Below are 20339 nucleotides of genomic sequence, written 5' to 3' on the forward strand. Positions count from 1 at the left end.
GAAATTTCGGGCGAAGGCGGGCAGATTTGGTTTTCCGGCCCGATCCGAAACATCATCTAGGGGTCGGAGAAATCAAAATACAGCGGAAAACCAGCGATCACAGCGCCGTGAACGCTATATGTAGTGACCCGGATTTATTCCCAGAGTTTCCCGTGCCGGGGCGGTCAGGCCGCAAAAGACGGCGAGACAATTGCACTTTTGCAACAGGCACATGGGCCAGAAATGCAGAAATCCGGGCCGATCACCCGGATTTCCCAGAAATTCCCATTTGCGTGATTCGCCGTGAACGCCCTTTCCCGCCCGATCCCGGCCAATCCCGCCGCGTCAGGCCATGCCCCCCGCGATCAGGCGATGGGCAAGGCGGGCATAGGCCTCGGCCTCGGGGGCATCGGTGGCCGCGATAGGGGTGCCGCTGTCGCCTGCCTGACGCACGGCGAGGGTAAGCGGAAGCTCTCCCAGAAAGGGCAGATCGAGCCGTTCGGCATCGGCGCGCACCCCGCCATGACCGAAGATCTGCGTCTCGTGGCCGCAATTGGGGCAGCAGAAGGTGGACATGTTCTCGATCAGCCCGAGAACCGGCGTTTTGAGCTTGAGGAACATATCAAGCGCCTTGCGCGCATCGAGCAGCGCCACATCCTGCGGCGTGCTGACGACGATGGCCCCGGTCAACTGGGTGCGCTGGCACAGGGTAAGCTGGATATCGCCCGTGCCGGGGGGCAGGTCGATGAGCAGCACATCGAGCTGGCCCCATGCCACCTGCGTCAGCAGTTGCTGCAAGGCCCCCATGATCATAGGGCCGCGCCAGATCACCGCCTCGTCGTCCTTGAGCATGAGGCCGAGGGACATCATGGTGACGCCATGCGCGGTGAGCGGTTCGATGATTTTTCCATCGGGGCTGCCGGGGCGGCGGTTGACGCCCATCATGCGCGGCTGGCTGGGGCCGTATATATCGGCGTCCAGCAGGCCGACGCGGCGGCCCTGACGGGCGAGGGCGACGGCGAGGTTCGATGACACGGTGGATTTGCCCACCCCGCCCTTGCCCGAGCCGATGGCGATGATGCGGTCGATGCCCGCCAGCTTTTGCGGCCCGCCCTGATGCGGGGTCGGGTGCTGGCCGATCTTGAGGCTGGGCGCAGGGGCTGCCGGTTTGGCGGCGGGGCCATGCGCGGTGGTGACGGCCTGCACCGAGGCGACGCCCGCAATGGCCCGCACGGCAGCTTCGGCCTGCGGCTGCAAGGGCGCGACGATGCGGGCGACCTCGGGCGTCGGGGCCTCGATCACGAAACGGACGCTGGCACCGCCCGCCGATTCGTCAATCGAAAGGGCGCGGATCATGTCTTGCGAGACCAGATCACCGCCTTCGGGCAGCTTGACGGACGCCAGAGCCGCCATGACTTCACGTTGCGACACACCCATCTTTGTTTTCCTTTTGCCTGTCGTTGCGGCACAGTTGCGATGTTTGACCGAAAGCTCAAGGTTTGCTTGACCAAACGCTCAAATTTTGCGCGAAGGCGCTGTAATTAATGACGTTTCTGTGACAGTCAGCCATGCGGTTGCTGCATGGCGGCATTGCGCGAAGGGCGTATTGTGCAGTTGCAGCATTTGCCCCATGTTACCCCTAACAACGCGGCAGAACGCTGCAACCGCAATCGAACCAAGAGGCTAGAGTATCATGGCTTATGTAAACTCCTCGCGTGCCGCGTCTTACGGCATTGCTGACCGGGCGGCGGCCATCGTGAAATCCATTCGCGTTGGCCTTGAGCGTCGCCGGGTGTTCAAACAGACCGTCCGCGAACTGCAGGCGCTGTCGAACCGCGAACTGGCAGACCTTGGCATTCACCGCAGCATGATCACCCGTGTTGCAAACGAAGCGGCCTACGGCAAGTAAGTTTCTTTGCGAGGCCCCTCTCCTCCTCCCCGGGGTCTGTAGCAAAAGCGTCGGTATCGTCCTCCTCCCTGATACCGACGCCCTTTAAACCGGAGCAAGCGCTCCTATCTGATACGGGAAGCCCCTCCTCCTCCCCGGGGCTTTTCGGAACAGCGGCACCCTTCTCCTCCTCCCTGAGGGTGCCGCGGATCATTCGAGGGGTTCACCCCTCACCACAGTTCGAACGGCTCCTCCTCCTCCCTGAGCCGCTCGGATCAGCGGCGGCCCCCTCCTCCTCCCTGGGGTCGCCGCGCCCGAAATCCGAGGGGTCCACCCCTCACCACAGTTCGAACGGCTCCTCCTCCTCCCTGAGCCGGTCGGATCAGCGGCGGCCCCCTCCTCCTCCCTGGGGTCGCCGCGCCCGAAATACGAGGGTTGCACCCTCAGACCCCTTCGGTTCCGCCCCCTCCTCCTCCCTGGGGCTGGACTGAAAGTCGGAACCTCCGCCCCCTCCTCCTCCCCGGGGCGCGGGTTCCCGGATAGGCCGGCCCCCTCCTCCTCCCTGGGGTTGGTCGTGAATGATGCGGCGGCGCCCCTCCTCCTCCCTGGGCGTCGCCGTTTTCATTTTCGGGGCTTGCAGTCGCGCGGGACTTGGGATTGTTCGGGGCCTGCGGGTGCCGGTTGCGCCGGAACAGCCGCGCCAGAGCGGGAGCATCATGCAGATTTCCTTGATCTCAGCAGCCCTTGTCGCTGCGCTTGTCGGCTATGGGTCCACCATTGCGCTGGTGCTGGCGGCGGCGGCGGCGGTGGGCGCGGATGCGGGGCAGACGGCGAGCTGGGTGCTGGCGGTGTCGCTGGCCAAGGCGGCGGGCTCGGCCTGGCTGTCGGTGTGGAACCGGGTGCCGGTGGTTCTGGCATGGTCGACACCGGGCGCTGCGCTGATTGCGGCGACCACGGGGGTCACGCTGCCGCAGGCGGTCGGGGCCTTTGTGCTGGCGGGTGCGCTGGTGGCGCTGACGGCGGCGGTGCGCCCCCTCGGGCGGCTGGTCGCGTCGATTCCCGACGGGATCGCGGCGGCGATGCTGGCGGGGGTGCTGCTGCCCTTTTGTCTGCGCGGGGCCGGGGCGGCAGAGGCGGCGCCGGGATTGGTCATGCCGATGGTGGCGGTCTTTGCGCTGGTGCGGCTGTGGAATCCTGCGCTTGCGGTTCTGGCGGCACTGGCGGCGGGGCTGGCGCTGGCCTTTGGCGGCGGGGCGGCGGTGCTGCCTGCGCTGGCAGTGCCGATGCCTGCCCCTGTGCCGGTGCTGCCCGAATGGGATCTGGGGGTGCTGCTCGGCTTGGGCGTGCCGCTGTATCTGGTGACGATGGCGAGCCAGAACCTGCCGGGGTTCGCGGTGATGCGGGCGGCGGGCTATGAGCCGCCGGTGTCGCGGGCGCTGGCGGTGACGGGGGGGCTTTCGGCGGTGTCGGCGCTGTTCGGGGCGCATACGGTGAACATGGCGGCGATCACGGCGGCGATCTGCATGGGCGATGACGTGCATCCCGACCGCGCGCAGCGCTGGAAGGTGGGGCTTGCCTATGCGGGCGTCTGGGTGGTGCTTGGCCTGAGTTCGCCCGCGATTCTGGCCTTGCTGGCCGCGCTGCCGCCGCAGGTGATGGCGGCGCTGGTGGCCCTGGCGCTGCTGGGTCCGCTTATGGGGGCGCTGACGGGGGCCTTTGCCGCGCCGCAGACCCGTTTTGCCGCCACGATCACGCTGGCGGTGGGCGGATCGGGGGTGGCGGTGTTCGGCGTCGGAGCGGCGTTCTGGGGTCTGGTCGCCGGACTGGTCGTTTACGGGCTGGAGCGGGCGCGGGCCTAGAACGGCACGTCATCGACCTGATCGGCGGGTATGACGAAGCGGGCGACCAGCTTTTTCAGGCCGGTATGGTCGAAATCGACATCGAGTTTGTCGCCTTCGATGCCCGACACGCGCCCGTAGCCGAATTTCTGGTGAAACACGCGGTCCCCGATGCTGAAGGCGGAAATCGCCTCGGCGTCGATGGTCAGGTGGCGGGTTTCGCGCGGCTGATGCACGGGGCGCTGGCTTGCGCCTTGCAGGCGGCGCCAGCCGGGGGAGTTGTAGACATCGGCCTTTGACACCCGCTCTTCCAGACCGGAGCCAAAGCCGACAGAGGCCGCCGCGCCGAAGCCGCCGCCATAAAGACCGGGGGGCGTCAGCACCTCGACATGGTCGGCGGGCAGTTCGTCGATGAAGCGGCTGGGAAGTTGCGATTGCCACTGGCCATAGACGCGGCGGTTGGACGCGAAAGAGATGGTGCAGAGCGTTTCGGCCCGCGTGATGCCGACATAGGCAAGGCGGCGTTCTTCCTCCACCCCTTTCAAGCCCGATTCGTCCATGCTGCGCTGGCTGGGGAACAGACCGTCCTCCCAGCCCGGCAGGAACACCACGGGAAATTCGAGGCCCTTGGCGGCGTGCAGGGTCATGATCGAGATCTTTTCGGACGCCTCTTCGGTTTCGTTGTCCATGATGAGGCTGACGTGTTCGAGGAAGCCTTGCAGGTTGTCGAACTGTTCGAGCGCCTTCACGAGTTCCTTGAGGTTGTCGAGCCGCCCCGGGGCTTCGGGCGTCTTGTCGTTCTGCCACATGGCGGTGTAGCCCGATTCGTCGAGAATCGTCTCGGCCAATGCGATATGGTTGTAATCGGGGCGCAGCGTGGCCTGATGCCAGCGGTCGACGCCTTCGACAAACTGGCGCAGTTGCCCGCCGCCCTTGCCGCCGATGATGCCCTTGGCCACCGCCTCGCGCGCGCCATCCAGAAGCGGCACTTCGGCCGCGCGGGCAAGGCGCTGGATTTCGCCTTGCGCCTTGTCACCGAGGCCCCGCTTGGGGGTGTTGACGATGCGTTCGAAGGCGAGATCGTCTTCGGGGGACACGGCAAGGCGGAAATAGGCCATCGCGTCGCGGATTTCCTGCCGTTCGTAGAATCGCGGGCCGCCGATCACGCGGTAAGGCAGACCGATGGTGAGGAAACGGTCCTCGAAGGCGCGCATCTGGTGGCTGGCGCGGACCAGAATCGCCTGATGGTCAAGGCTGACGGGATCGAGCCCGCGGGTGCCGCGTTGCAGCGCCTCGGCCTCTTCGCCGATCCACCTTGCCTCTTCCTCGCCATCCCAATGACCGATGAGGCGCACCTTTTCCCCCGCCTCGCCCGCTGTCCACAGGGTCTTGCCAAGGCGGCCCTTGTTGGCCGCGATGACGCCGGAGGCGGCGGCGAGGATATGGGCGGTGGAGCGGTAATTCTGTTCCAGCCGCACGACGGTTGCGCCGGGAAAGTCCTTTTCGAAGCGCAGGATATTGCCCACCTCGGCCCCGCGCCAGCCGTAGATGGACTGGTCGTCATCACCCACGCAGCAGATGTTCTTGTGCGATTGCGCCAGAAGCCGCAGCCAGAGGTATTGGCAGATGTTGGTGTCCTGGTATTCGTCGACAAGGATATAGCGGAACCAGCGCTGATACTGGCCCAGCACATCGGGATGCGCCTGAAAGATGGTGACGCAGTGCAGCAAGAGGTCGCCGAAATCGGTGGCGTTCAGGGTGCGCAGGCGGTCCTGATAGGCGGCGTAAAGTTCGGTCCCCATGTTGTTGAAGCCCGAAGCTTCGGCCGACGGCACGTTCATGGGCGTGAGCGCGCGGTTCTTCCAGCCGTCGATCATGCCGGCAAGCATGCGGGCGGGCCAACGCTTTTCATCGATGTTGGCGGCGGCGATGAGTTGCTTGAGCAGGCGGATCTGGTCGTCGGTGTCCAGAATGGTGAAATTGGGTTTCAGCCCCGCCAGTTCCGCATGACGGCGCAGGATTTTGACCGAAAGCGAGTGGAAGGTGCCGAGCCACGGCATGCCTTCGGCCACCTGTCCCAGCAGGCGGCCGACACGCTCTTTCATCTCGCGCGCGGCCTTGTTGGTGAAGGTGACCGACAGGATTTCATTGGGGCGGGCGCGGCCCGTGTGCAGAAGATGCACGATGCGGCTGGTCAGCGCCTTGGTCTTGCCCGTGCCTGCGCCCGCGAGCATCAGGACGGGGCCGTCCAGCGCCTCGACCGCGGCGCGCTGCGCGGGGTTCAGATCATCGAGATAGGGCGCGGGGCGCGCGGCCATTGCCCGCTGCGACAGCGGCACGGCAGGTGCGGCGGCGGCCTCGAAGGCATCATTTTCATCCCAGGTGTTCATGGGTCATTTATACGCCGGATTGGGGGGATGAAAAGCGTCTGTTCGTGACTTGTTCACATTTTCCCCGAGGAAAGGCGGGATTTCGCAGGTGCAAAGATCGGCCTGCATATTTCGCAAACTTTGCAGTTTGGCATCAGAGCGCCCTTGCGCTGCAGTGCGGCAACAATAGAGTGAGGCGGATTGCCGCGCCGATGCCGCGCCGACGCCATGTCTTTGAGGAGTAGACAATGCCCGAGTTCAGCAAGATTCTTGTCGCCAACCGGGGGGAAATCGCAATCCGCGTGATGCGGGCGGCGAACGAGATGGGCAAGAAGACGGTGGCGGTCTTTGCCGAGGAAGACAAGCTGAGCCTGCACCGTTTCAAGGCGGATGAAGCCTACCGGATCGGCGAGGGGCTGTCCCCCGTCGGGGCCTATCTGTCGATCCCCGAAATCATCCGCGTGGCCAAGATGTGCGGGGCCGATGCGATACACCCCGGCTATGGCTTGCTGTCCGAGAACCCCGATTTCGTCGATGCCTGCGATCAGGCCGGAATCATCTTCATCGGGCCGCGCGCCGAGACGATGCGTGCGCTTGGCGACAAGGCCAGCGCGCGGCGGGTGGCGATGGAAGCCGGAGTGCCGGTGATTCCGGCGACAGAGGTGCTGGGCGAGGACATGGCCGCGATCAAGGCCGAGGCCAAGGCGGTGGGCTATCCCTTGATGCTCAAGGCGTCATGGGGCGGCGGCGGGCGCGGGATGCGTCCGATCATGTCGGAAGACGAGCTGGAGGCCAAGGTGCGCGAAGGGCGGCGCGAGGCCGAGGCGGCCTTTGGCAATGGCGAGGGCTATCTGGAAAAGATGATCCTGCGCGCGCGGCATGTCGAGGTGCAGATCCTTGGCGACAAGCATGGCGAGATCTACCATCTGTGGGAGCGGGACTGCACCGTGCAGCGCCGCAACCAGAAGGTGGTGGAGCGCGCCCCTGCCCCCTACCTGACCGAAGCGCAGCGCGCCGAGGTCTGCGAGATGGGCCGCAAGATCTGCGCCCATGTGAATTACGAATGTGCCGGCACGGTCGAGTTCCTGATGGATATGGACTCGGGCAAGTTCTACTTCATCGAAGTGAACCCGCGCGTGCAGGTGGAGCATACCGTGACCGAAGAGGTGACGGGCATCGACATCGTGCAGGCGCAGATCCTGATTGCCGAGGGCAAGACGCTGGCCGAAGCGACGGGCGTCGCGTCACAGGCCGAGGTGCGGCTGAACGGCCATGCGCTGCAGTGCCGCGTGACGACCGAAGACCCGCTGAACAACTTCATCCCCGATTACGGGCGCCTGACCGCCTATCGCAGCGCCACCGGCAACGGCATCCGGCTGGATGGCGGCACCGCCTATGCGGGGGGCGTCATCACGCGCTATTACGATTCGCTTCTGGTCAAGGTGACGGCCCATGCCCAGACCCCCGAGAAGGCGATTTCGCGGATGGACCGCGCCTTGCGCGAATTCCGCATCCGGGGGGTGGCGACGAATATCGAGTTCGTCATCAACCTCCTGAAGCACCCGACCTTCCTCGATGACAGCTACACCACCAAGTTCATCGACACGACGCCCGATCTGTTCGCCTTCCGCAAGCGGCGCGACCGCGCGACGAAGATCCTGACCTATATCGCCGACATCACGGTGAACGGGCATCCCGAAACCGCAGGCCGCCCCAAGCCGCCCGCCGAGGCCAAGGCCCCCAAGGCCCCCAAGCTGCGCGCCGAGCCCGCGATGGGCACCCGCAACCTGCTGGAGCAGAAGGGGCCGCAGGCGGTGGCCGACTGGATGAAGGCGCAGAAGAAGGTGCTGCTGACCGACACCACCATGCGCGATGGCCACCAGTCGCTGCTGGCGACGCGGATGCGGTCGATCGACATGATCAAGGTGGCGCCCGCCTATGCCGCCCATCTGCCGCAACTGTTCAGCGTGGAGTGCTGGGGCGGGGCCACATTCGATGTGGCCTACCGCTTCTTGCAAGAATGTCCGTGGCAGCGGCTGCGCGATCTGCGCGCGGCGATGCCGAACCTGATGACGCAGATGCTGCTGCGCGCCAGCAACGGGGTGGGATACACGAATTACCCTGACAATGTGGTGCAGAGTTTCGTGAAACAGGCCGCCGAAACCGGCGTCGATGTGTTCCGCGTGTTCGATTCGCTCAACTGGGTGGAAAACATGCGGGTGGCGATGGATGCCGTGCTGGAGGCGAACAAGGTTTGCGAAGGCACCATATGCTATACCGGCGATCTGCTCGATCCGGCGCGGTCGAAGTATGACCTGAAATACTATGTCGAGCGCGCGCTGGAGCTGAAGGCGGCAGGGGCGCATATCCTCGGGCTCAAGGATATGGCGGGGCTTCTGAAGCCTGCGGCGGCGCGGGTTCTGGTCAAGACGCTGAAGCAGGAGGTGGGGCTGCCGGTGCATTTCCACACGCATGACACCTCGGGCGCGGCGGCGGCCACGGTGCTGGCCGCCTGCGATGCAGGCGTCGATGCGGTGGATGCGGCGATGGATGCGTTCTCGGGCGGCACCTCGCAGCCCTGCATCGGCTCTATCGTCGAGGCGCTGCGCCATACCGACCGCGACACAGGGCTCGACATCGCGGCGATCCGCGAGATTTCCAACTATTGGGAGCAGGTGCGCGCGCAATATGCGGCCTTTGAATCCGGCACCCCTGCCCCGGCGTCGGAGGTTTATCTGCACGAAATGCCGGGCGGGCAGTTCACCAACCTGAAGGCGCAGGCGCGGTCCCTGGGCCTTGAGGATCGCTGGCCCGAGGTGGCGCAGGCCTATGCCGATGCCAACCAGATGTTCGGCGATATCGTGAAGGTCACGCCATCCTCAAAGGTGGTCGGCGACATGGCGCTGATGATGGTGGCGCAGGGGCTGACCCGCGCGCAGGTGGAAGACCCTGCGGTGGATGTGGCCTTCCCCGACTCGGTGGTCGATATGCTCAAGGGCAATCTGGGCCAACCGCATGGCGGCTGGCCCGAGGGCATCCTGAAAAAGGTGCTCAAGGGAGAGGCCCCCTTGACCGAGCGGCCGGGCAAGACGCTGCCGCCCGTCGATCTGGATGAAGTGCGGGCCAAGCTGGCGCAGGAGCTGCATCTGGGGCAGGACGAGGCCGATGGCGAGATGCTGGATGAGGAAGACCTGAACGGCTACCTGATGTATCCCAAGGTCTTCATGGATTACCGCGCCCGCCATCGCCTGTACGGGCCGGTGCGGGTGCTGCCGACGCGGACTTTCTTTTACGGCATGACCTCGGGCGAGGAGATTGCCGCCGAGATCGACCCCGGCAAGACGCTGGAAATCCGGCTGCAGGCGGTGGGCGATGTTTCGGAAGACGGGGATGTGAAGGTGTTCTTCGAGCTGAACGGCCAGCCACGGGTGATCCGCGTGCCGAACCGCGCGGTGAAGGCCAAGACCGCCGCACGCCCCAAGGCGGCCGAGGGCAACCCCGCCCATGTCGGCGCGCCGATGCCCGGATCGATTGCCAGCGTGACGGTGAGCGTGGGGCAAAAGGTGCGCGCGGGCGATCTGCTGCTGACCATCGAGGCGATGAAGATGGAGACGGGGCTGCACGCCGACCGCGAGGCGACCGTCAAGGCGCTGCATGTCCATGCGGGCAGCCAGATCGACGCCAAGGACCTGCTGATCGAGCTGGAATAAGCGCCATTTTACAAATGCTTGAAAGCTCCGGCCCCGCGCCGGGGCTTTTTTTGTTGGGCTTTTCGGATGGCCTGTCCGGGCGGCGGAAAAAAAGCGCACGGCCCATGCATTTTCCTCTTGCGGGCACCCGCGGCTTCCCCTAAATCACCGCTTACCGAAACGGTGCGGGCGTAGCTCAGGGGTAGAGCATAACCTTGCCAAGGTTAGGGTCGGGCGTTCGAATCGCCTCGCCCGCTCCATTTCGGTCTGTAAGAGGGCAGCTTCGGCTGCCCTTTTTCATTTCCCCCCTTTGGCTTTGATGATGACGGTTTCGGCCTTGCAGGGGGCGGCGAAGCGCTGCGCAGGTGCGGGTGGCGACCGCGTGGCCGCGTATTGCGGACGCGGCGCGGATGGCTTTGGGCGCGGGGCGTGACGCTGCGGGAGAAAAAGAAAAAGCCGCCCGGAGGCGGCTTTCCTTGTGTCGGTCCCCATCCGGAAGGGATGGTGGGTGACCCTGGAATCGAACCAGGCATGGGTCTCCCCGGCGGAGTTACAGTCCGCTGCCGCACCTTGCAGCTCGTCACCCGACGGGGGCGGAATACCCAAGGCGCGGGGGGGCGTCAAGCGCCGAATGCATGGTTGTGCCAAGAGTTTCGGCTTGCGCATCCCCCCTGCCCCGCCGCATTCTGCGGGGCCAGAAACAATGGGCTGCAGCATGAAGACCGGAACCACCAAACCGACATGGGTGATCGACAAGGAACGCGGCAAGCGGGCCGAAGCCAAAGAGACGGTCTGGCTGTTCGGCCTGCACGCGGTGCGTGATGCGCTGGTCAATCCGGCACGCGAGAAGCTGCGGCTGGTGCTGACCAAGAACGCGCTGGACAAGCTGGAGGCGGCGGTGGCCGAGTCGGGGATGACGCCGGAAATCGCCGATCCGCGCCGCTTTGACGTGCCGATCGACGAGGGATCGGTGCATCAGGGCGCGGCGCTGGAGGTGCGGGCGCTGAACTGGGGCAAGCTGCCCGATGTGGCGATCTCGGGCGAGGGCCTGCCGCTGGTGGTGTTGCTGGACAGGGTGACCGACCCGCATAACGTGGGCGCGGTGCTGCGCAGCGCCGAAGTGTTCGGCGCGCGCGCGGTGATCGCGCCGCGCCACCATTCGGCACCGGAAACCGGGGCGCTGGCCAAGACCGCGAGCGGCGCGCTGGAACGCCAGCCCTATCTGCGGGTGGGCAATCTGGCGGATGCGATGCAGGAGTTGCGCGATATGGGCTATATCCTGATCGGGCTTGCCGGAGAGGCGGAGCAGTCGCTGGAGGGCGCACTGGACCTTGCGAACGGACGGCCCGTGGCGCTGGTGCTGGGGGCCGAGGGGCCGGGCCTGCGGGAGCGGACGCGCGAGACCTGCGATCATCTGGCGCGGATTCCCTTTGCCGGAGCCTTTGGCAGCCTGAACGTTTCAAACGCGGCGGCGGTGTCGCTTTATGCGGCAAGCCAGCGGCTGCATCACAAAAGCGCGACATGAACTTTAAGGCGGGCTTAAACTTCTTATGTGAGGATGAGGAGGCACGGGCCGGAACTCCCGTCTCTTATTCACTGTCCCTCGTTCCACACCTGGCGCCCGGGGTTCACCCGCGGCGCCTTTTTCTTTGCGGTTTTCTTTGAGGTGAGCCGATGACCGATGCCGAAGATGCGCGGCTGCGCGCGATTCTGACCCGCTGCCGCACGATTGCGCTGGTGGGCTGGTCCCCGAAGCCTGACCGCCCGAGCCACCGTGTGGCGGCCTATCTGGCGGCCCGTGGCTACCGGGTGATTCCGGTCAACCCCGGACAGGCGGGACAGACGGCCCTGGGCGAGGTGGTGCGCGGCAGTCTGGCCGAAATCGAGGGGCCGGTGGACATGGTGGACATCTTCCGGCGCAGCGAGGAGGCGGGCGCGGTGGTGGACGAGGCGCTGGCGCGGTTTCCCGATCTGACCTGCGTGTGGATGCAACTGGGTGTCGAGGATGCCGCAGCGGCGGCGCGGGCCGAGGCGCGCGGGGTGGCGGCGGTGATGAATCGCTGCCCGGCCATCGAAATCCCGCGCCTCGGACTGGGTTAGGGCACGCCGGTCGGCGGCGCTCATCGGGCGCGGGCCTGCGTGGGGCTGGTGAGCGAGAAGGCCCGTCAGGGCCGCCGAGCGGCCTTTTCGGAGATGCCGGACTGCCCCTCGCGGCGATCCAGTTCGGCCAGCACGTCGGCCAGGGCCACGTCGCGTGCAGCCAGCATCACCAGAAGGTGGTAGAGCACGTCTGCCGCCTCCGAGGCCAGTCTGGCGCGGTCGCCCCTGACCGCCTCGATGATGGCCTCGATTGCCTCTTCCCCGAATTTCTCGGCGCATTTTTCGGGGCCTTTGGCCAGCAGCTTGGCGGTCCAGCTCGACTCGGGGTCGGCGCCCTTGCGGACGGCGATGGTGGCGGCGAGACGGTCGAGCGTGTGGGTCATATCGGCCTTGGTCATGTCAGCCGCACCGGGATGCCGGCGGCGGCCATATGGGCCTTGGCCTCGGCGATGGTGAAGGTGCCGAAGTGGAAGATGGAGGCGGCGAGAACGGCAGAGGCATGGCCTTCGGTCACGCCTTCGACGAGGTGGTCGAGCGTGCCGACACCGCCCGAGGCGATGACGGGGATGCTGACGGCATCGGCGATGGCGCGGGTGAGGGGCAGGTTGTAGCCGCCCTTGGTGCCGTCACGGTCCATCGAGGTGAGAAGGATCTCGCCCGCCCCCTTGGCGGCGACGGTGCGGGCGAAGTCGACCGCGTCGATGCCGGTGGGTTTGCGCCCGCCGTGGGTGAAGATCTCCCATTTGCCGGGGGCGACGGTCTTGGCATCGATCGCCACCACGATGCACTGGCTGCCGAAGCGGTCGGCGGCTTCGGCCACCACATCGGGGTTGGCAACGGCGGCGGAGTTGAAGCTGACCTTGTCGGCCCCTGCGAGGAGGAGCGCGCGCACGTCGTGATGCGTGCGCACCCCGCCCCCCACGGTGAGGGGCATGAAGCATTGCTCGGCGGTGCGGGTGACCAGATCGAACATGGTGCCGCGGTTTTCATGGGTGGCGTGGATGTCGAGGAAGGTCAGCTCGTCCGCGCCGGCGGCATCATAGGCGCGGGCGGCGGCGACCGGATCGCCCGCGTCGATCAGGTTGACGAAGTTGACGCCCTTGACCACGCGGCCATCGGCGACATCAAGGCAGGGGATGATACGGGTTTTCAGCATGCTCGGACCCTAGCGCGTGTGGCGGGGCGGGGAAAGGGGGGCGTTGCCCCCCTTCGCGCTGCGCGCACCCCCCAGGATACTCTCGGACAGAAAATGGTCAGGCCTTGAGCGCCGCGAGGGCGGTGGCAAGGTCGATGGCCCCATCGTAGAGGGCGCGGCCCGAGATGGCACCGGCGATGACGCCGGTGTCGCGCAGCGCGACGAGGTCTTCCATGCGGCTAACACCGCCGCTGGCGATGACGGGGATCGAGACGGCGCGGGCGAGCGCCTCGGTCGCCTCGATGTTGGGGCCCTGCATGGCGCCATCGCGGTCGATGTCGGTGTAGATGATCGCGGCGACGCCGGCATCTTCGAAGCTGCGGGCGAGGTCGGTGGCCTGCACCGTGGTTTCGGTGGCCCAGCCCTTGGTGGCGACAAAGCCCTTGCGAGCGTCGATGCCGACCGCGACCTTGCCGGGAAAGGCGCGGGATGCCTCGCGCACCAGAGCGGGGTTTTCGACGGCGACAGTGCCGAGGATCACGCGGGCGAGGCCCTTGGAGAGCCACATCTCGATGGTGGCCATGTCGCGGATGCCGCCGCCCAGTTGCGCGGGCACCTTGATGCGGGCAAGGATCGCCTCGACCGCTGCCGCGTTGACGGGCTGTCCTGCGAAGGCGCCGTTGAGGTCGACAAGATGCAGCCAGTCGCAGCCTGCCGCCTCGAACTTGGCGGCCTGCGCGGCGGGGTCGTCGCCGAACACCGTGGCGGCGGACATCTCGCCGCGCAGGAGGCGGACGCATTGGCCGTCTTTCAGGTCGATGGCGGGATAGAGGATCATGGCGCGCACCTTTGACAGGGGTTTGCCCCCCTTTGGCACGGCGGGCCTGCGATGCCAAGGGGGCCGCGACCCGACGTCATGCTTGCACGGGCGCGGGCGGCATGCGGATGATCGCGCACGCTTCAGGGAGGAGCCCAGATATGAACAGATTCGCGAAACAGGTGGCGATGGCCGCCGCCCTTGTGATGTGTGCCGGAACGGCTTTTGCCGAGCCGATCGTCGGCTTGTGGCAGACGCAGGAAGATGACGGGGCCTATGCCCATGTGCAGATCGCGCCTTGCGGGGCCAATTTCTGCGGCACCATCGTCAAGACCTTCAAGGCGGGGGCGGAATACAAGTCGGAGAACCTTGGCAAACAACTGGTGCGCGACATGGCGGCCAAGGGCGGCGGGGCCTACGAGGGCAAGGTGTGGCGGCCGTCGAACAACAAGATCTACATGGGCAAGATCGCGGTCAACGGCACGGCGATGAAGCTTTCGGGCTGTGTCGCGGGCGGACTGATCTGTTCCAAGCAGGATTGGAAGAAGATCAAGTAAGCGCAGCTTTCGGGTCGCATTCCGGCGCGGTCAGGGGCAACCTTGGCCGCGCTTTGGTTTGGGGAGGGAAGCATGACAGCCGAAGAGTGGGCCGATCTGCGCGGGCGCCAGCCACGGCACGGGATTTACGCCGTGATCACCACGGGGATTTTCTGCGGCTTCGGTTGCCCCGCGCCGCCGCCGCTGCGCCGCAACGTGCGGCTGTTTGACAGCCCGGCGGCGGCGCAGGCAGCGGGATATCGGCCTTGCAAGCGCTGTGGCGGTCAGCCGAAGACAGACCATCCGGTGGCGCGGGCGAGGTGTTCCATCGCCTCTGCCCCCAGTCTGGAATTGCCTTGCGCGTCGAGACCCGGCGACCAGACGGCGATGCTGGCGCGGCCGGGAGCGATGGCGAGGATGCCGCCGCCGACGCCGGATTTTCCCGGCAGGCCGACCCGATAGGCGAAATCGCCCGAGGCATCGTAATGGCCGCAGGTGAGCATGAGCGCATTGATGCGGCGGACGCGGGCGGGTGAGACGAGGCGCGGTGCGGCGGGCAGGCCCGCCAGAAAGCGCCCTGCGCGGGCGAGTTGCACGCAGGTCATCTCCACCGCGCATTGGTGGCAATAGGTGCCGATGGTGAGCGCGGCGGGATTGCGCAGATTGCCATGTGCGGCCATGAATTCGGCCAGAGCGGTGTTGCGATGGGCATGGGCGCGCTCGGAGGCGGCGACGGTCTTGTCGATGTGGATGTCCTCGTCCCCGGCGGCCACGCGCAGGAAGCGCAGCAGTTCGGCCAGCACATCACGCGGCTGCAAGCCTTCGAGGATGGCATCGGTCACCGCGATGGCGCCGGCATTGATGAAGGGGTTCCGGGGGATGCCCTGATCATGCTCGAGCGAGACGATGGAGTTGAAGGCAGCGCCGGAGGGTTCGCGCCCGACGCGCTGCCACAGGTCATCGCCGAGGCGGCCGAGCGCGATGGCAAGGGTAAAGACCTTCGAGATCGACTGGATCGAGAAGCGGGTGGTGGCCTCGCCCGCCAGGAGCGTCTGCCCGCCGGGCAGGCAGAGCGCGATGCCGAAGTGCTGTGGGCTGACGCGGCCCAGTTCGGGGATGTAGCTGGCAGGCTGGCCACGATCGCTGCGCTGCGCCATCGCGGCGGCGATGTCATCGAGAATGGATTGCAGCGCGGCGGGGCTCAGGGATTCCATTGCAGGAAGTTTGCGATGAGGCGCAGACCGGTGGCCTGCGATTTCTCGGGGTGGAACTGGGTGCCGACCATCGTGCCGCGCCCGATGATCGCGGTGACATCGCCCGCGTAATCGACATGGGCAAGGCGCTGTGCCGGATCGGCGACGCGGAAATGGTAGGAGTGGACGAAATAGGCGTGATCGCCGGTTCCGATGCCCGAAAGCACCGGATGCGGATGGTCGATCACCAGATCGTTCCAGCCCATATGCGGCACCTTGAGCGCAGGATCGGCGGGGGTGATGCGAACGACCTCGCCGCCCACCCAGTCAAAGCCCCGCGTGTCCGAATATTCGCGGCCCCAGGTCGCCATCATCTGCATGCCGACGCAGATTCCGAGGAACGGGCGGGCCTTGCGGGTGACCGCCTCTTCGATGGCCTCGAACAGGCCGCCCACATCGCCGAGCGCGCGGCGGCAGGCCGGAAAGGCCCCGTCGCCGGGCAGCACGATCCGGTCGGCGCGGGCCACGTCCTCGGGGCGGGAGGTGACGAGGATGTCACCGCCGCCGGTTTCGGCCGCCATGCGCTGGAAGGCCTTCTCGGCGGAGTGCAGGTTGCCGCTGTCATAGTCGACGAGGACGGTGAGCATGGTTCTGGACCCTTGCGCCCGGCGGGGCTGGGGGAGCCTCCGGCGGGGATATTTGAAGACGGAAAACGGGTTAGAGCGCGCCCTTGGTGGAAGGAAGCTCGCCTGCCATGCGCGGATCGGGCTCCACCGCCATGCGCAGCGCGCGGGCAACCGATTTGAAGGTCGCCTCGGCGATGTGGTGGCTGTTGAACCCGTGGGTGCGGTCGACATGCAGGGTGATCCCGCCATGCGTGGCAAGGGCCTGGAAGAATTCGCGCACCAGTTCGGTGTCAAAGGTGCCGATCTTGGCGGTCGGGAAATCGACGTTCCAGACGAGGAAGGGCCGCGCCGAGAGGTCGAGGGCGCAGGCGATCTGGCTGTCGTCCATCGCGAGGGCGAAGTGGCCAAAGCGGCGGATGCCGCGCTTGTCGCCAAGGGCTTTGGCGAGGGCCTGCCCCAGCGCGATGCCGCAATCCTCGACCGTGTGGTGATCGTCGATGTGCAGATCGCCGGTGGCGCGCAAGGTGATGTCGATGAGCGAGTGGCGCGCGAGCTGGTCGAGCATGTGGTCGAAAAAGCCGACGCCGGTGGTCACATCATATTTGCCGGTGCCGTCGAGGTTGATCGATACGGTGATCTGCGTCTCGGCGGTGGTGCGGGTGATTTCGGCTGTGCGCATCAAGGGGCTCTCGGATTGCTGTGCGGGCCTTATAGGGCGGCGCGGGCGCGATGGGAAGCGATGAGCGCGGCGGCGGCCAGCATGAGGCCGCAGAGCGTGGCGATCATGCCCGCAGCCGAGAGGGTGAAGGGAAGGCCCAGCCAGAGCGGCGCGTAGCCTGCCAGCACATAGCCGCCGAGAGCCGCGGTCACGGCGAAGCCGAGCGAGGCCGCGAGCTGGGCCGGCAGGCTTTGCGTCAGAAGGCGGGCCGCGGCGGCGGGGCAGATCAGCATGGCGATGGTGAGGATGGAGCCGACCGCCTGAAAGGCGGCAACGGCGGCGAGCGCGGTGGCACCGGTCAGCCCTGCGCGCACCAGACCGACCGGCACGCCCTGGGTCTGCGCGAAGACCGGATCGAAGGTGGCAAGCACGAGGGGGCGCCAGACCAGCCGCAGCGCGAGGGCGAGGCCTGCCGCGATGAGCGTCAGGCGCAGAAGTTCCGGGGGCGGCGCGCCGAGCCAGATCAGGCTTTCCAGATTGCCATAGAGCGCGTGTTCGACATCGAGATGCACGCCCGAGGTGCCGGTGGTTTCCAGCAGCACGACGCCGAGCGCGAACATCGTGGTGAACACCACCGCCATCGCCGCCCCCGGCTCCATCCCCGTGCGGCGGGTGATCTCCTCGATGAAAAGCGCGGAAAGCCCTGCCGCCGCGAGGGCCCCTGCCCCCATCACCACGCCGCTGCCCGAGCCTGTGAGCAGGAAGGCGACGACGATGCCGGGCAGCACGACATGGCTGAGCGCGTCGCCGAGCATGGCACGGCGCGAGAGCAAAAGGAAATTGCCCGGCAAGGCGCAGGCGATGGCCGCCAGCGCGGCGATCAGCATGGGCGGCAGCGAGAGGATCAGGAACTCATCCATCGCGCCGCCCCCGCACCAGCAGGGTCAGCATGAAGGCCGCTGCCGCCAGCAGCACGATCACCGGACCGGTGGGCAGGTCGGGCACGCCTGCCGAGATGGCCGCGCCGAGATAGCCACAGACCGCCCCGATCAGCGCCGAGAGGCTGGCGGTGCCGCTGACCGTGCCGCTCCACATCCGGGCGGTGACGGCGGGTGTGACCAAGAGCGCCACGATCAGGATCAGCCCGGTGACGTTCAGCCCGACCAGCACCACCGCCAGCACCAGCGCCATCAGCAGGCTGTCCATCCGGCGCGGGTTGATGCCCATCATGGCGGCGTGCAGCGGATCGAAGGCGACGAGTGTCAGCGGGCGGCGCAGCACCCAGAGCGCCGCCACGACCGCCAGCCCGCCAAAGCCGATCACCAGCGCATCGGCGCGCAGCATGCCGGCGGTCGATCCGAGCAGCACCGTCTCGAGCCCCGCAGGCCGGCCGGTGCCAAGGCCCTGGATCAGCGTCAGGAGCACGATCCCCGCGCCGTAGAAACTGGCCAGCACCGCGCCCGTGGCAGCATCCTCGTGGATCTGGCGCGACAGGCGCTGCACCGCCCACAGGCCCAGCGCCGCGGTGAGCGCCGCGCCCAGCATCAGGCCGGGCAGGAAGCGGCCATCGCCGCCCAGTGCGACCATGACCAGAAAGCCAAGCCCGATGCCCGGCAGCGTGGCATGGGCCATCGCATCCGACATCAGCGCCCGCCGCCGCAGCGTCAGGAACGCCCCTGCCGCCCCCGCCGCCGCGCCCAGACAGGCGGCCCCCAGACTGACCAGCGCGGCATTGTAGCCAGCCTGCAGCAAGAGGGCCTGCCAGATCATGAGGCAGACCGGATGGCGGGATCGGGAAAGAGCGCGGGACCGTAGGCTTTCTCAAGGGCGGCGCGGGTAAAGGTTTGCGCCACGGGGCCTTCGGCGATGCTGCGGCGGTTGAGCAGCAGCACGCGGTCGAAATAGCTGGCCACCGTCGTCAGGTCGTGATGCACGGCAAGGATGGTGGCCCCGCTTGCGCGCAGGGATTTCAGCACGCCGATGATGGCGGATTCGGTGGCGGCATCCACCCCCGCAAAGGGTTCGTCCAGCAAGAACAGATCCGCCCCCTGCGCCAGAGCGCGGGCCAGAAAGACCCGCTGTTGCTGGCCGCCCGACAGCGCCCCGATCTGGCGGCGCGCGAAATCCTGCAGCCCCACGCGCGCCAGTGCCGACTGGGCCTGCGCCATCACCTGCGCGTCGATCCGGCCCAGAAGGCCGGTCTGGCGGTAGCAGCCCATCAGCACCACGTCGATGACCCGCACGGGAAAGGCCCAATCCACCGCCGCACGCTGCGGCACATAGGCGATGCGCGCCATCGCCTGCGCGACAGGGCCGCCAAAGGCGCGCACCTCGCCCTCGGCCTGCACCAGACCCAGCACCGATTTGAGCAAGGTGGACTTGCCCGCACCATTGGGGCCGATGATGGCGGTCATCGATCCGGCCGGAACCGTGGCCGTGACCGCTTCCAGCGCCTGCACATCCTTGTAGCGCAGACTGAGCCCGCGCACCTCGAGCGCCGGGCATTCAGCGGCCCGCAGAGGGTTTGGCGGGACCCTGTCAGCCATCTGCGGCCAGACGCCCCTGCGCGCCCCGTTCGGGCGCGGTGCCGCCCAGGGCGCGGGTGATCGTGGTCACGTTATGGTCCATCATGCCCACCCAGGTGCCTTCGTAGCTTCCGTCCGGCCCCATCGCGTCGGAAAACAGCTCGCCCCCGATGCGCACCTGCTGGCCGCGCGCCGCCGCGCCCTCGATCAGGGCGCGCAAGGCGCGGTCCGACACCGAGCTTTCGACAAAGACCGCAGGCACGCGGCGCGCAACCAGCAGGTCGACCAGTTCGGAAATGCGCGCCAGCCCCGCCTCGGACTCGGTCGAGATGCCCTGCACCCCCTCCACTTCCAGCCCGAAGGCGCGGCCGAAATAGGCAAAGGCATCATGCGCCGTGACCAGAAGGCGCGCCTCTGCCGGAATGGTGTCCAGCGCCTGCCGCGCATAGGTGGCGATTTCGGCAATCTGGGCGCGATAGGCCGCGCCGCGCGCCGCGACATCCGGGGCAAAGGCGGCCAGCAAGGGCTCCATCCCCTCCGTTGCCTGCGCCCAGAGCGCCGGATCGAACCAGACATGCGGATCGGGGCGGTCCGGATAGGCCGGGTCCGACAGCAGAAGCTCGGCCGGGAGTGTTTCGGCCACCGCCAGCACAGGGCGCGTCTGCGCGAGATCCGGCATGAGCCGCGCAAACTGCGCCTCCAGATTGAGCCCGTGCCAGAAGACCAGATCGGCGCGCGACAGGGTCACAATGTCGTTGCGGGTCGGCCGATGGCCATGCGGGTCCATTCCCGGCCCGATCAAGGCGCTGACCGGCAGACCGCACAGCGCGCGGGCGGCATCGGCGATCATGCCGGTGGTGGCGACAATCGCAGGCGTATCGGCACGTGCCGAAATCGGCAGCAGGCCGCCCGCCATTACCCCCAGAAAACCGCGTCGCCCGAGCATGGTGTTTCGGCCCCCCGTCTTTGCCTTTTCCATCGTGAAG

18 protein-coding genes, 2 tRNA genes and 1 pseudogene are annotated in these 20339 nt (G+C 66.9%); 8 read left to right on the forward strand and 13 right to left on the reverse strand.

Going from position 1 to position 20339, the window contains the following annotated elements:
- Window positions 1–324: 324 nt before the first annotated feature.
- Window positions 325–1416, reverse strand: a complete 1092-nt coding sequence (locus tag G3572_RS14070) for an Mrp/NBP35 family ATP-binding protein (protein ID WP_164612960.1) — start codon at window positions 1414–1416, stop codon at window positions 325–327.
- Between the two features lie 256 nt (window positions 1417–1672).
- Here G3572_RS14070 and G3572_RS14075 point away from each other — a divergent pair, with 256 nt between their 5' ends.
- Both G3572_RS14075 and G3572_RS14080 read left to right on the forward strand, forming a co-directional pair.
- Window positions 1673–1888 (forward strand): DUF1127 domain-containing protein, encoded by a 216-nt coding sequence (locus tag G3572_RS14075; RefSeq protein ID WP_198431750.1) that lies wholly within the window; start codon window positions 1673–1675, stop codon window positions 1886–1888.
- A 695-nt stretch (window positions 1889–2583) separates the two neighbouring features.
- Window positions 2584–3726, forward strand: a complete 1143-nt coding sequence (locus G3572_RS14080; protein ID WP_164612962.1) for a benzoate/H(+) symporter BenE family transporter — start codon at window positions 2584–2586, stop codon at window positions 3724–3726.
- On the opposite strand, the gene G3572_RS14085 is transcribed toward G3572_RS14080, so the two are convergent.
- Entirely contained in the window at window positions 3723–6095 is a 2373-nt protein-coding gene (locus tag G3572_RS14085) for an ATP-dependent helicase (protein ID WP_164612964.1), read from the reverse strand. The genes G3572_RS14080 and G3572_RS14085 overlap by 4 nt on opposite strands.
- 227 nt (window positions 6096–6322) lie before the next feature.
- On the opposite strand from G3572_RS14085, the gene G3572_RS14090 reads away from it, so the two are divergent.
- The gene (locus G3572_RS14090; RefSeq protein WP_164612966.1) at window positions 6323–9784 is read left to right on the forward strand and encodes a pyruvate carboxylase; all 3462 of its coding nucleotides are present in this window, start codon (window positions 6323–6325) and stop codon (window positions 9782–9784) included.
- Between the two features lie 164 nt (window positions 9785–9948).
- A tRNA-Gly gene (locus G3572_RS14095) sits at window positions 9949–10023 on the forward strand.
- A gap of 242 nt (window positions 10024–10265) precedes the next feature.
- Here G3572_RS14095 and G3572_RS14100 read toward each other — a convergent pair.
- Window positions 10266–10349: transfer RNA gene (locus G3572_RS14100), tRNA-Tyr, on the reverse strand.
- Window positions 10350–10478: 129 nt separating this feature from the next.
- On the opposite strand from G3572_RS14100, the gene rlmB reads away from it, so the two are divergent.
- Both rlmB and G3572_RS14110 read left to right on the forward strand, forming a co-directional pair.
- Window positions 10479–11288 (forward strand): 23S rRNA (guanosine(2251)-2'-O)-methyltransferase RlmB, encoded by an 810-nt coding sequence (rlmB, locus tag G3572_RS14105; protein WP_164612968.1) that lies wholly within the window; start codon window positions 10479–10481, stop codon window positions 11286–11288.
- Window positions 11289–11437: 149 nt separating this feature from the next.
- Window positions 11438–11863 (forward strand): CoA-binding protein, encoded by a 426-nt coding sequence (locus G3572_RS14110; protein WP_164612970.1) that lies wholly within the window; start codon window positions 11438–11440, stop codon window positions 11861–11863.
- A gap of 65 nt (window positions 11864–11928) precedes the next feature.
- Here G3572_RS14110 and G3572_RS14115 read toward each other — a convergent pair whose 3' ends face one another.
- From G3572_RS14115 to hisA, 3 genes are all read right to left on the reverse strand, one after another.
- Window positions 11929–12246 (reverse strand): phosphoribosyl-ATP diphosphatase, encoded by a 318-nt coding sequence (locus tag G3572_RS14115; RefSeq protein WP_164613216.1) that lies wholly within the window; start codon window positions 12244–12246, stop codon window positions 11929–11931.
- An 11-nt stretch (window positions 12247–12257) separates the two neighbouring features.
- Window positions 12258–13019: an imidazole glycerol phosphate synthase subunit HisF gene (gene hisF, locus G3572_RS14120; RefSeq protein ID WP_164612972.1), complete on the reverse strand. Its 762-nt coding sequence runs from the start codon at window positions 13017–13019 to the stop codon at window positions 12258–12260.
- Between the two features lie 97 nt (window positions 13020–13116).
- Complete coding sequence (hisA, locus tag G3572_RS14125; protein ID WP_164612974.1) at window positions 13117–13836, reverse strand: 1-(5-phosphoribosyl)-5-[(5-phosphoribosylamino)methylideneamino]imidazole-4-carboxamide isomerase; 720 nt, start codon at window positions 13834–13836, stop codon at window positions 13117–13119.
- Window positions 13837–13976: 140 nt separating this feature from the next.
- Here hisA and G3572_RS14130 point away from each other — a divergent pair, with 140 nt between their 5' ends.
- Together G3572_RS14130 and G3572_RS14135 are read left to right on the forward strand one after the other, a co-directional pair.
- The gene (locus tag G3572_RS14130) at window positions 13977–14372 is read left to right on the forward strand and encodes a DUF2147 domain-containing protein (protein ID WP_164612976.1); all 396 of its coding nucleotides are present in this window, start codon (window positions 13977–13979) and stop codon (window positions 14370–14372) included.
- A 72-nt stretch (window positions 14373–14444) separates the two neighbouring features.
- Window positions 14445–14618: pseudogene (locus tag G3572_RS14135) on the forward strand (Ada metal-binding domain-containing protein); the annotation flags it as partial.
- A gap of 17 nt (window positions 14619–14635) precedes the next feature.
- On the opposite strand, the gene G3572_RS14140 reads toward G3572_RS14135, so the two are convergent.
- The 7 genes from G3572_RS14140 to G3572_RS14170 all read right to left on the reverse strand — a co-directional run bounded on the left by G3572_RS14140 (window position 14636) and on the right by G3572_RS14170 (window position 20299).
- The gene (locus tag G3572_RS14140) at window positions 14636–15565 is read right to left on the reverse strand and encodes a glutaminase (RefSeq protein ID WP_164612979.1); all 930 of its coding nucleotides are present in this window, start codon (window positions 15563–15565) and stop codon (window positions 14636–14638) included.
- Window positions 15553–16191 (reverse strand): imidazole glycerol phosphate synthase subunit HisH, encoded by a 639-nt coding sequence (hisH, locus tag G3572_RS14145; RefSeq protein ID WP_164612981.1) that lies wholly within the window; start codon window positions 16189–16191, stop codon window positions 15553–15555. Before hisH ends, G3572_RS14140 begins: the two co-directional genes overlap by 13 nt.
- Before the next feature lie 70 nt (window positions 16192–16261).
- A complete protein-coding gene (gene hisB / locus G3572_RS14150; protein ID WP_164612983.1) occupies window positions 16262–16849 on the reverse strand; it encodes an imidazoleglycerol-phosphate dehydratase HisB in 588 nt (195 codons plus the stop codon).
- Window positions 16850–16878: 29 nt separating this feature from the next.
- On the reverse strand, window positions 16879–17748 hold the full coding sequence (locus G3572_RS14155; RefSeq protein WP_164612985.1) for a metal ABC transporter permease: 870 nt from the start codon (window positions 17746–17748) through the stop codon (window positions 16879–16881).
- On the reverse strand, window positions 17741–18598 hold the full coding sequence (locus G3572_RS14160) for a metal ABC transporter permease (RefSeq protein WP_164612987.1): 858 nt from the start codon (window positions 18596–18598) through the stop codon (window positions 17741–17743). The genes G3572_RS14155 and G3572_RS14160 overlap by 8 nt, the downstream gene beginning before the upstream one ends.
- The gene (locus G3572_RS14165) at window positions 18595–19374 is read right to left on the reverse strand and encodes a metal ABC transporter ATP-binding protein (RefSeq protein ID WP_164612989.1); all 780 of its coding nucleotides are present in this window, start codon (window positions 19372–19374) and stop codon (window positions 18595–18597) included. Before G3572_RS14165 ends, G3572_RS14160 begins: the two co-directional genes overlap by 4 nt.
- On the reverse strand, window positions 19367–20299 hold the full coding sequence (locus G3572_RS14170; RefSeq protein WP_205518728.1) for a metal ABC transporter solute-binding protein, Zn/Mn family: 933 nt from the start codon (window positions 20297–20299) through the stop codon (window positions 19367–19369). Before G3572_RS14170 ends, G3572_RS14165 begins: the two co-directional genes overlap by 8 nt.
- Window positions 20300–20339 lie beyond the last annotated feature (40 nt).

The sequence above is a fragment of the Pseudotabrizicola algicola genome (assembly GCF_010915705.1).
Classification (GTDB): Bacteria; Pseudomonadota; Alphaproteobacteria; order Rhodobacterales; family Rhodobacteraceae; genus Pseudotabrizicola; species Pseudotabrizicola algicola.